This window comes from Actinoallomurus acanthiterrae, assembly GCF_054775715.1.
The window spans coordinates 339,112-351,430 of record NZ_BAAHCO010000001.1; the positions used below are offsets into that span (position 1 = coordinate 339,112).

2 protein-coding genes and 1 pseudogene are annotated in these 12,319 nt (G+C 73.6%); all 3 read right to left on the reverse strand.

The genetic code is table 11. The features are described from left to right. Nucleotides 1-113 precede the first annotated feature (113 nt). Nucleotides 114-668: pseudogene (locus tag ACYVF7_RS01745) on the reverse strand (condensation domain-containing protein); the annotation flags it as partial. After that, nucleotides 653-11,962 carry an amino acid adenylation domain-containing protein gene (locus ACYVF7_RS01750; RefSeq protein WP_460333763.1) on the reverse strand — a complete coding sequence of 3,770 codons (11,310 nt, stop codon included), beginning with the start codon at nucleotides 11,960-11,962 and terminating at the stop codon, nucleotides 653-655. The gene ACYVF7_RS01750 and the pseudogene ACYVF7_RS01745, both read right to left, overlap by 16 nt. 6 nt (nucleotides 11,963-11,968) lie before the next feature. Next, a complete protein-coding gene (locus ACYVF7_RS01755; protein ID WP_460333766.1) occupies nucleotides 11,969-12,307 on the reverse strand; it encodes an acyl carrier protein in 339 nt (112 codons plus the stop codon). Nucleotides 12,308-12,319: the final 12 nt, after the last annotated feature.

Below are 12,319 nucleotides of genomic sequence, written 5' to 3' on the forward strand. Positions count from 1 at the left end.
GGCAGTTCCTCCGACACGGCCGCCGGGAGCACGGGAGGGAGCCCGGCGGCCTCGGGCACCAGGAGCGTGGGCTCCTCGACGCCGTCCAGGGCGGCCGCCCAGGCGCGGGTCGCGGCGGCGTGGTCCTGCCGCTTCAGCCAGGCGAGGTACTCCTTGTACGGGGTCGCGGCCGGGGGCTCGGCGCCGGCGTAGCGGGTCAGCAGCTCGGTGACCAGGACGGGCGTGGACCAGCCGTCGAGCAGGATGTGGTGGTTGGTGAGGACGATCCGGGCGCGGTCGGGCCCGAGCCGTACGAGCGTGAGCCGGATGAGCGGCGGGCGGGTGAGGTCGAACGGCGTGACGCGGTCGGCGTCGGCGATCCGGTCGGCCTCGTCCTCGTCGGCCGCCTTCACCTCCCGGAACGGCAGCTCCACCGCGAGGCGGATCACCTGCACCGGCTTTGTGAGCCGGTCATGGGGGAACGCCGCGCGCAGGTTCGGGTGCCGGCGCAGCAGGTCCTGGCCCGCCTTCCGGAGGGCGTCGGCGTCGACCGCGCCCGTCACATCGAGCACCACCTGCGCCGCGTACACGTCCCGCTCGTCGAGGAGTGCGTGGAACAGCAGGCCGTGCTGCAGCGGCGACAGCGGCCAGACGTCCTCGATCTGTGACCGGTTCAACCCTGCTCCCATAGGTCTTCCAGCGCGTCGATCTCGTCCTGGTCCAGCTCGACGAGGGTCAGGTCGGAGGGCGTGTGCCCGCCGCCGTCCGCGGTGGCCAGTTCCCGCAGCGCGGCGAACCACCGGCCGGCGAGGTCGCGCACCTGCTCCTCGGGCAGCCATCCGTCCGGCCAGACCCACGTCGCTTCCAGGTCGCCGTTCCGCGTCACGGCGTCGATCTCCAGGCCGTGGGCGACCGGCATGGCCGGGTCGTGGCCGGTGCCGAGGACGTCGGACTCCGGGGCCAGGGTCCAGTCGCCGTCCCCGGTGTCGACCCTGCCGAGGTAGTTGAAGAGGATCTGCGGCGTGGGCAGGGCGGCCAGTTCGTCGCGGGTGCGCGGATTGAGGTGACGCAGCAGCCCGTATCCGGCATCGGACGGGACCGCCCGCAGCTGTTCCTTCACTCGCTTGAGCGCCTGTTCCGCGTCCTCCGTTCCAGGGTCGAGGCGTACGGGGTGGAGGCTCGTGAACCAGCCGACCGTCCGCGTCAGGTCGAGGCCGCCCACGTCGTCGAGATCCTCGCGCCCGTGGCCCTCCAGGTCGATCAGTACGCCCTTGCCGGCGTCCCGGCGCCATGCCGTGACGGCGAGGGCCAGCCCGGTGAGCAGGACGTCGTTCACGCCGCAGTGGAACGCGGCGGGCACGGTGGTGAGCAGGGGATCGGCCTGTTCGCGCGGCAGGGTGACGGTGAATCGCCGCAGGTCCGCTCCGGTGTAGGCGTCCCGTGGCCCGGTGCCGAGCGGCGGGTCGGCGGCGTCGAGGATCTCGATCCAGCGCGGGAGTTCGTCCACAACCTGTGGATGGTTCGCGGCCGTGACGAGGTGCTGGGCCCATCTGCGGTACGACGTCGGCACCGGGTCGAGTGCCGCGCCCTCCAGCGCCACTACGAGGTCGGGCAGCAGGATCCGCCACGACACTCCGTCCACGACCAGGTGGTGCAGGACCAGCAGCAGTCGTCCCGGCGCGTCGCCCGCGTCGAACCAGACGACCCGGACCATCGCCCCCGCCTCCGGGTCGAGGCTCCGGCGAGCGGCGTCGGCGCGTGCCGCGATCGTCCCGCGGTCGTACCCCTCGACGCGGCTCACGCACGCGGCCGCGTCCACCGTGCCCGGCGGCGCCGTCTCCAGCAGCCACGAGGCACCGTCCGCCCGGCGGGCCCGCATCCGCAGCGCGTCATGGTGGTCGAGGATGGTCCGCACCGCCGCGGTGAGCCGCTCCAGGCCCAGCGTCGGCGGCACGGTCAGCAGCATCGCCTGACTGAACCCGTCGAACCGGCCGCCGCGTTCGGCCAGCCACGACACGATCGGCGGGCGCGGTACCGGGCCGACGCCCGCGCCGGGCGGCTCCGACCGCTCGGCCACGTCCGCCGCCGCCCTCGCGACCGTGGCGAGAGCGGCCGGCGTCCGATGCTCGAACACCTCCCGTGCGCTGATCACGAGCCCGGCGGCCCTGGCCCGCGACACGAGCTGGATCGCGAGGATGCTGTCCCCGCCGAGATCGAAGAACCCGTCCTCGGCCCCGACCGCATCGACGCCCAGCGCCTCGGCGAAGATCTCGCAGAGCAGCCGCTCGGCCGCTGTTCCCGGCGCCCGCGACCCGGCGGCGGAGGCGAACACCGGAGCGGGCAGGGCCGCACGGTCCGTCTTCCCGCTGGCGGTCAACGGCAGTTCGTCGAGCACGACCACGGCCGCCGGGACCATCGACTCCGGCAGCACCCGCGCGGCGGCCCGCCTCAGCGCCGCCGGCTCGGCGTCGCCGGTGACGTACGCGACGAGACGCCGGTCGCCCGGACGGTCCTCCCGCGCCACGACGACGAGCGAGGTCACGCCCTCCTGTTCGGCCAGGACGGTTTCGATCTCGCCGAGTTCGATGCGGATGCCGCGGATTTTGACTTGGTGGTCGGTGCGGCCGAGGTATTCGAGTTGGCCGTGGGTGTTCCAGCGTGCGAGGTCTCCGGTGCGGTACATGCGGCCGGGACCGTACGGGTCGGCGACGAAGCGTTCGGCGGTGAGGCCGGGCCGGTCGTGGTAGCCGCGGGCGAGCTGGATACCCGCGAGGTACAGCTCTCCGGGCACGCCGGGTGGCACGGGCCGCAGCGCGGGGTCCAGGACGTACGCGCGGGTGTTCCACACCGGCCGCCCGATCGGGACGTTCCCGGATCCAGGGCGATGGCGCCACGAGGTCACGTCGACGGACGCCTCGGTCGGCCCGTACAGGTTGTGCAGCTCGACACCCGGCAGGACCTGGTGGAGGCGTCCCGCGAGTTCGGGGGACAGTGCCTCGCCGCTGCACAGCACCCGGCGCAGGCCCGTGCAGGTCGCGGCGTCGGGCTCGGTCAGGAACGCCGCCAGCATCGACGGCACGAAGTGCGCCGTCGTCACCTTGCGTTCCTGGATCAGCTCGGCCAGGTAACCGGCGTCCCGATGGCCGTCCGGGCGGGCGATCACGAGGGCGGCACCTGTCTGCAGGGGCCAGAAGAACTCCCACACCGACACGTCGAACGTCGCCGGGGTCTTCTGCAGCACGCGGTCACCGGCCCCCAGCCCGTACTCGTCCTGCGCCCACAGCAGCCGGTTGACGATTCCGGCATGCGGGACCACAACACCCTTGGGTCGCCCCGTCGACCCCGACGTGTGGATGACGTACGCGGCGTTGGCGGGCGTCACCGAACGGACCGGAGGATCGGCGAGGAACCCGGCCAGTTCATCCCGCACCTCCGGATCGTCCAGGATCAGCAGGGGAGCGTCGGCGGGCAGCCGGTCCGCGACGTCGGCCGTGGTGAGGACCAGCGCCGGCCGGGTGTCGGTCAGGCCGTAGGCGAGGCGGTCGGCGGGATGGCCGGGGTCGATGGGGACGTAGGCCGCGCCCGCCTTGACGACGGCGTACATCGCGACCAGTAGTTCGACTGAGCGGTGTACCGCGAGTGCGACGCGGCTTTCCGGTCCGACGCCGCATTCGACCAGGTAGTGCGCCAGATGGTTGACTCGCGTGTCGAACTCCGCGTACGTCAGCTCGACGTCCTCGTACACCAGCGCGACCGCGTCCGGGGTGCGGGCGACCTGCGCCTCGAACAGGTCCGCCAGCGTCACGTCCGGCACCGGGCGCGCCGTGTCGTTCCACTCCTCCAGCACCCGGCGGCGTTCGGCGTCGTCGAGCAGGTCGATCGCGCCGATCCGGACCTCGGGGTCGGCCACGGCCGTCTCGAGCAGGCGGACGAAACGGGCCGCGATCCGCTCGGCGGTTCCGGCGTCGAACAGGTCGAGGGCGTACTCCAGCGTCCCGCCGAGTCCGGCCGGACCGCCGTCGGCGCCGCGGTGTTCCTCGAGCATGAGGTGCAGGTCGAACTTCGCCACTCCCGCGTGCACCGGTTCGACGGCCGCCCGCAGTCCGGGCAGGTCGACGGCCGCCCGCTCGGTGTTCTGGAACGCGAGCATGGTCTGGAACAGCGGGTGCCGGGCCATCGAGCGTTCCGGGGCGACGATCTCGACCAGCCGCTCGAAGGGCAGGTCCTGATGCTGGTAGGCGGCCAGGTCGGTCTCGCGGACGCGGGCCAGGAGCTCGCGGAACGACGGGTCGCCGCTCGTGTCCGTGCGCAGCACGAGCGTGTTGACGAACATGCCGACCAGGTCGTCCAGCGCCTCGTCGGTGCGCCCCGCGATGGGCGAGCCGATCGGGACGTCGCTGCCCGCGCCGAGGCGGGTGAGCAGCGCGACGAGCGCCGCCTGCGCGACCATGAAGACCGTCGCGCCGCTTTCGCGCGCCAGTGCTTCCAGCCGGGCGTGCAGTGCGGCGTCGACGTCGAAGGCGACGGTCGCGCCCCGGTACGACGCGCGCGCCGGGCGTGGCCGGTCGGTGGGCAGGGCGAGGCGGTCGGGGAGCCCGGCGAGGGCGTCGCGCCAGTACGCGATCTGCCGTCCGATCAGGCTGACTCGGCGTCCCTCGTCAACCCGCTCCTCGGCACGAGCGACGGAGGCGACGACCTCCCCGGCGCCGACGTCCCGTTTCGCATGCGGCAGTGGAGTCCCGGTATCGCCGACCGAGCGCTGGGCGGCCGTGCCGTCGGTGCCGCCCTCGTCGAGGAGGGTCCGCTGCCAGAGGGCGTAGTCGGTGTACCGGACCGGCAGCGGATCCCACCGCGGGGTGTCGCCGTCGACCCGCGCCGCGTACGCGGTGATCAGGTCGCGGGCCAGCGGGGCGAGCGACCAGCCGTCGCAGGCGATGTGGTGCACGACGATGAGGAGTAGGTGCTCGTCCGCGCCGAGCGCGTACAGGTACGCGCGCAGTGGCGGCTCGACCGCCAGGTCGAAGCCGCGCGCGGCGTCGGCCGTCAGGCGGTCGTCGAGCTCCGGCCCGGTCGCCGTCGCGACGTCGACGACCCGCAGCTCGGGGGCCATGCCGTCGACGACCAGCTGGTACGGCGTGCCGCCGGAGACGGGGAAGACGGTCCGCAGCGGCTCGTGCCGTTCGGTGAGGTCGCACAGGGCGATCCGCAGGGCGGCCTCGTCGAGTTTGCCGGTGAGCCGCAGCGCGATCGGGATGTTGTACGTGCCGGAGGGTTCGTTGTCGAGGCCGTCGAGGAACCACAGCCGCTGCTGCGCGTACGACAGGGGGACGATCGGCGGGTGCTCCACGGGCCGCAGCGGCGGCCGGGCCACGCCCGCCTCTTCGATCGCCCGGACGACACCGGCGGGTGTGGGCGCCTCGAACAGCGCCCGGATCGTCGGCTCCACACCGAACGCCGACCGGATCCGGCTGATGACGCGGGTGGCGAGCAGCGAGTTGCCCCCCAGGTCGAAGAAGCCGTCGTCCGGGTCGACCCGCCCCGCGCCCAGGACGTCGGCGAAGATCCCGCAGACGATCTCCTCCGCCGGGGTCCGGGGTGCGCGGGACCGTCCCGTGGCGGACACTTCCGGGGCGGGCAGCGCGGCCCGGTCGAGCTTCCCGCTCGGGCCCAGGGGAAAGGCGTCGAGGACGACGACCGCGGACGGCACCATGTGGGCAGGCAGCCGGTCGGCGACGAACCCGCGCAGCTCGGCCGAGTCCACGCCTCCTCCCCGACCAACCTGCTTTTCTCGACCAACCGACCCCGGCTGGCCTCCGGACCCCGGCTGGCCTCCGGGCCCGGTGACGTACGCGACCAGGCGCTGGTCGCCTGGCCGGTCCTCCCGCAGGAGTACGACCGCCTGGCCCACCGCCTCGTGTGCGGCGAGCACCGCCTCGACCTCGCCCGGCTCGACCCGGAAGCCGCGGATCTTCAGCTGGTGGTCGGTGCGGCCGAGGTACTCGACCTGGCCGTCGGCGGTCCAGCGTGCGAGGTCGCCGGTCCGGTACATGCGGCCGGGGCCGAACGGGTTCGCGACGAACCGCTCGGCGGTGAGGCCGGGCCGGTCGTGGTAGCCGCGCGCCAGGCCGCTGCCGGTCAGGTACAGCTCACCGGGAACGCCGACGGGGACGGGGTTCAGCCAGGCGTCGAGGATGTACGCGCCGGTGTTGGTCAGCGGCCGGCCGATCGGGGCCCGCCCGTCCGGCGCGCCGTCGTCCTCCCAGGCCAGGGCGTACACGGTCGCCTCGGTGGGGCCGTAGATGTTGGCGATGCGGGCCTGCGGCAGGGCGTCCCGCGCCTCGCGGAGCAGCTGCGGCGGGAGCGCCTCGCCGGCCAGCGCGAGCGTGCCGGCCTTCGGCCGCGCCCCCTGCGCGAGGACGGCTGACAGCGCCGAGGGCACGGCGCAGATCAGGTCGATGTCGACCGGGCGGTCGAGGAGGGCGAGCAGGTCGGGGACGACCTCGATCGAGCCGCCGGCCAGCAGCGGCACGAGCGTGTCGAACACCGAGACGTCGAAGTTGAGCGAGGTCGCGGCCAGTACCCGGGACAGCCGCTCCCGCCCGAAGTCGCGCACGGCCCAGTCGACCAGGTCGACGACGCCCCGATGCGCGACGACGACGCCCTTCGGCCGGCCCGTGGAGCCGGAGGTGTAGATCAGGTAGGCGGCGTTGTCCGGCCGCACCCGCCGCGCGCCCGTCGCCGCTCTCCGGAGCGCCGGCTCGGCGTAGGCCGGCTCCTCCGCGGAGACCGCGTCCGGGGTCTGTTCGGGCAGGTCGGCCGGGACCGGCGCGGAGACGTCCGGCGGGACGCGGGGCAGCGAGCGGGGGAGCACGGTGCCCTCATGGGCGATGACGCAGGCGGGCCCGGCGTCATCGAGCAGGAGCGTAATGCGCTCCGCCGGGTGACTCAGGTCGATGGGGACGTACGCGGTGCCCGCCTTCAGCACCCCCCACAACGCCACGATCAGCTCCGCCGAGCGCGGCAGCGCGACGGCCACGAAGTCCTCCGGGCCGATACCCCGGGCGACCAGCGCACCCGCCAGCCGCTCCGCCCGGGCGTCCAGCTCGGCGTAGGTCAGCTTCTCGCCTTCGAAGACGACCGCCGTCGCTTCCGGGGTCCTGGCGACCTGCTGCTCGAACAGCTCGGCCAGCGTGGCGGTCGGGACCTGCCGGGCGGTGTCGGTGAATTCCCGGAGGATCCGGCGGCGTTCGCCCGGATCGAGAAGGTCGATCGCGCCGATACGCGTGTCGGGATCGGCCGCGACCGCGGCGATCAGGCGATCGAGCCGTGCGACGAGCGCCTCGGCCGTCGAGCGATCGAACAGGTCGGTCGCGTACTCCAGCGCGCCCGCCCCACTCGGATCCAGGTCGAGCAGCACGTCGAACTTGGCGATCCCCGCGTCGACCGGCCGTACGGTCGCCGCCAGACCCGGAAGCTCGAGCTCGACCCGGTCGGTGTTCTGGAAGGCGAGCATCACCTGGAACAGCGGGTGGCGGGCCATGCTGCGCGGCGGGTTGAGGATCTCCACGAGGTGTTCGAAGGGGAGGTCCTGGTGCTGGTAGGCGGCCAGGTCCGCCTCCCGGACCCGTCCGATCAGCTCCCGGAAGGTGGGGTTTCCCGAGAGGTCGGTGCGCAGGACGAGGGTGTTGACGAACATGCCGACGAGGTCGTCCAAGGCCTGGTCGGTGCGTCCGGCGATCGGGGTGCCGATGGGGATGTCGGTGCCCGCGCCCAGTCTGGTCAGCAGTGCGGCCAGCGCCGCCTGCACCACCATGAACACGCTCGCGTCCGTCTCGCGGGCGAGCGCGTCCAGTGACCCCGGATCCAGCCGCACCGGGACCCGCGCGCCCTCGTGCGACGCCTGGGCGGGCCGGTCGGCAGGCAGGTCGAGTTCGTCGGGCAGCCCGTTCAGGGTCTCCCGCCAGTACGCGATCTGGCGCGCGAGGAGGCTGCCGGGGTCGTCTTCGGACCCGAGCGCGTCCTGCTGCCAGAGCGCGTAGTCGGCGTACTGGACCGGCAGCTGCTCCCAGCCGGGCGCCCGCCCCTCGGCCCGCGCGGCATACGCGCCGATCAGGTCCCGGGCCAGCGGCGCCGACGACCAGCCGTCGGCCGCGATGTGGTGGAGCACCACCAGCAGCACGTGCTCGCCGGGGCCGGTCGCGTACAGGTGGGCGCGCAGCGGGATCTCGTCCGCAAGGTCGAACCCGCGCGCGGCGTCCCGCGCCAGGTCGGCATCCAGGTCGCCGGCCTCGGTCACCGGCAGCTCGGGCCGTACGCCGTCCAGGACGACCTGGCACGGTTCGCCGTCGACCTGCGGGTAGACGGTGCGCAGCACCTCGTGCCGGTCGACGACGTCGGTCAGCGCCGCCCGCAGCGCGTCGACGTTCAGGTCGCCGGTCAGCCGGAGGGCGGCGGGCATCGTGTAGGTGGTCGTGGGGCCGTCCAGCCGGTTCAGGAACCACAGCCGCCGCTGCGCGTACGACAGCGGGACCCGCTCCGGTCGCGCCTTGGCGGCGACGAGCGGGGGCCGGGCCGGTGCGGCGGCGTCCAGCCCAGCGGCGAGTCCGGCGACGGTGGGCGTCTCGAAGAGGGCGCGGACGGGCAGTTCCACGCCGAGCACGGACCGGACGCGGGCGGCGACGCGGGTGGCCAGCAGCGAGTCCCCGCCCAGGTCGAAGAACCCGTCATCGATCCCGACCGCCGACGTTCCCAGCACCTCGGCGAAGACCCCGCACAGCACCTCCTCCACCGGCGTACGCGGACCACGCGACGACGCGGTGATGTCCGGCGCGGGCAGGGCACGGCGGTCCAGCTTTCCGTTGGGCGTGAGCGGCAGGGCGTCCATCCGTACGACCGCCGCCGGGACCATGTGCGCCGGGAGGTTCCGCCGCGCCAGGTCGCGGAGCGCGGCGGGGTCCGCGCCGGGACCGGTGACGTACGCGACGATCCGCCGGTGCCGGTCGTCGTCCGGCCCGTCCTCGCGGACGACCGCCGCGACCTCGTCGACGGACGGGCCGACGGCGAGCACGGCCTCGATCTCGCCGAGTTCGATGCGGAAGCCGCGCAGCTGAACCTGATGGTCCGCGCGGCCGACGTACTCCAGACGGCCGTCGGCGCGCCGCCGGGCCAGGTCCCCGGTGCGGTACATGCGACCAGGCCCGTACGGATCGGCGACGAACCGCTCGGCGGTCAGATCGGGGCGACCGAGGTAGCCGCGCGCCAAACCGGCCCCCGCGACGTACAGCTCGCCCGCCACACCAGGCGGCACCGGCCGCAGCGCCGCATCCAGGACGTACACCCGCAGATCGGGGAGGCCAACGCCGATCCCGCTGCCTTGCCCGGTGCCGATCCCGCCGTCCTGACCAGTGCCGATCCCGCTGGCCTGGCCGGCGGTGCTCGCGGCGTCCAGTGGCGCGTAGGTGACGTGCACCGTCGTCTCGGTGATGCCGTACATGTTGACCAGGACGGGCGCGTCGTCGGCGTGCCGGGAGTACCAGTCGGCGAGGCGGTTCGGGTCGAGCGCCTCACCGCCGAAGATCACATACCGCAGGGCAAGGTCTCGCGTCGTGTCCCGGTCGGCGCGCATGAGCTGGTGGAACGCCGACGGCGTCTGGTTGAGGACGGTGACGCGCTCGTCGCCGAGCAGACGCAGGAAGTCCTCCGGCGAGCGGCTGACATCGTACGGAACGACGACGAGGCGGCCGCCGTACAGCAGGGCGCCCCACAGCTCCCACACCGAGAAGTCGAAGGCGTAGGAGTGGAAGAGCGTCCAGACGTCCGACGGCCCGAACCCGAACCACAGGTCGGTGGCGTCGAGGAGCCGCACGACGTTCTGATGGGGGACGACCACGCCCTTCGGCCGCCCGGTCGACCCGGACGTGTAGATGACGTACGCGGAATGCTGCGGCCGCAGCGGCACGACCGGGTCGGCCTCGGGGTACTCGCTAAGCGCCTCGTCGCCGACGCGGACCGGTGTGACGCCTGCGGGCAGTTCGACGGTGGAGTTCGTGAGGACGAGTGCGGGCGCGGCGTCCTCCAGCATGGCCGCGACGCGGTTCGCCGGGTAGTCCGGGTCGATGGGGACGTACGCCGCACCGGACTTGAGCACGGCGAGGATCGCCACGACGAGGTCGGCGCACCGGGGGAGGGCCAGGGCGACGAGCCGTTCGGGGCCGGCGCCGAGGGCGATGAGATGGTGCGCCAGCCGGTTCGCGCGGGCGTTCAGCTCCCCGTACGTCAGGGACGTGCCGGCATCGGTGACCGCGACCGCTTCCGGGTCCCGGGTGGCGCGTGCCGCGAACAGGTCGGGGATGGTCGCGTGACGAGCCTCCGGCCCCCGGAGATGGCCGAGAGCCGCCGTCCGTTCCTTTGGGAGGGCGGCGCGGATTTCCGGTGCCGGGGGATGGCCGAGGGCTGCCGCCCGCTGCTCCGGGAGGGCGGCGCCGATTTCCGGTGCCGGGGGATGGTCCAGGGCCGCCGTCCGTTCCTCCGGGAGGGCGGCGTCGAGCACGCTGATCTCCGGCGTCCGGGGACGGCCGAGGGCCACCGCGCGCTCCTCCGGAAGGGCGACGTCGAGCACGCCGGTCGGCCGGTCCGGGCCGATGGTCGCGAGGGCGCGCAGGAAGTCCAGGAAGCGGGCGTGGTGAGCGGCGACCTCCGCAGGGGTGTACCGCTCGGGGTGGGCGTCGACGTCGATGCGCGTGCCCTCGCCGGTGGAGCCTTCGTACACGTTGACGGCGAGGTCCTCGACCGGGCCGGTGGTCAGTACATGCGGGGCGCCCCGGTGGCCGGCGAAGTCCAGGTCGCGTTCGAACCCCATGATGTTGATCAGCGGGCCGTACAGCGGGCGGGCGTCGCCGAGGAGGCCGAGCTCGCGGCGCAGGTCCTCCAGGCGGTACCGCTGGTGCCGCAGCAGCCGCCCGACCTGCTCGGTCACCTGCCGGATGAGGTCGCGGACCGAGTCGGCGGGCCGGACGTTCAGCCGGAGCGGCAGGACGTTCGACAGCATCCCGGGGGTGCGGCGTGCCGCCGGGGTGGTCCGCGCGGTCACCGCGAGGCCGAGGACGACGTCGGAGACACCGCACAGCCGGGCGGTGTACGCCGCTGCGGCGGCGATCGTCAGTCCGGTGAGGGTGGTTCCGAGCACCCGGGCCGCGGACGCGATCGCGTCGGCCTCGGCCGGGCTCAGCCCGCCGGACTCCCGGATGAACGTCGCGGACGGCCGGGTGCCGTGCACGGGGCGGACCGACAGCGTCGGAGCCTCGGGCAGATCCGCGCAGCGGTCCAGCCAGTACGCGCGGTCGCGTTCGAAGCGGCGGGACGCGCGGTACTCCTCGTCCTCGGTGAGCAGCACCTCCATCGACCCCAGGGTCCCCGCGCCGTACGGCCGTCCCTCGGTCATCGCGGTGTACACCTCGGCGAGCCGCCGCGTGATCAGTGGGCCGCTGTAGCCGTCGACGGCGAGGTGGTGGCAGCGCAGGTACCACAGGTGGCGTTCGTCGCCGAGGCGCAGGAGCGCGTTGTCGAACAGCCGTCCGCCCAGCAGGTCGATCGGGGTGGAGGAGGCCGCGCGCATCCACGCGTGCGCGGCCGCCGTGGGGTCGGCCTCACCGCTCAGGTCGACGACGGGCACCTCGACCGGCGCGATGTCCAGGACCTGCTCCGGCGGCCCCGGCTGCTCCGCCCGGCCGGCGGACCCGTCCGACGGCCCACCGTGCTTCGAGTCACCGCGCTTCGGCCGGCCGTCGGAGGCGGAGTCGACGAGGCGGACGTGCACCGCCTCCACCTCGTGGGCGCAGGCGCGTACCGCGGCGGCGAAGATCTCCGGGTCGACCGGCCCCGAGATCTCGACGTACTGCGCCACCTGGACGGGGGCGTCCGGGTTCAGCAGTTGGGCGTACCAGACTCCGCGTTGCGCGGCGGACAGCGGCCAGGGGGTGGACATGGAGGGTCAGACCGGGAGGTCGGTCGGGGTCGGTTGGCCGGGGAAGGCCGGGAGGTCGGTCGGGGTCGGTTGGTTGGGAAAAACAGGGTCGGGGGTGGGCCGGTCACCGACGCGTTCGGTCAGGTGGGCGGCGAGGGCGTCGATGGTCGGGTGAGTCCAGGCGAGGGTCGGTTCGACGTCCAGGTCGTACTCCGCCTCGATGTCGCCGCACAGGCTCATCGCGTACACCGAGTCCATGCCGTATTCGGCGAGCATGGCCGACGGGTCGATGTCCGCGGGGGAGCGTTCGAGGTATTCGGCGACGCGCTGCGTGAGCCAGTCGCGGATCAGCGTTTCACTGGGCATGGAGGCCTCCGT

Coding starts and splice junctions, on each gene's coding strand:
- ACYVF7_RS01750 (WP_460333763.1), bottom strand. CDS start 11,962: ATGTCCACCCCCTGGCCGCTGTCCGCCGCGCAACGCGGAGTCTGGTAC.
- ACYVF7_RS01755 (WP_460333766.1), bottom strand. CDS start 12,307: ATGCCCAGTGAAACGCTGATCCGCGACTGGCTCACGCAGCGCGTCGCC.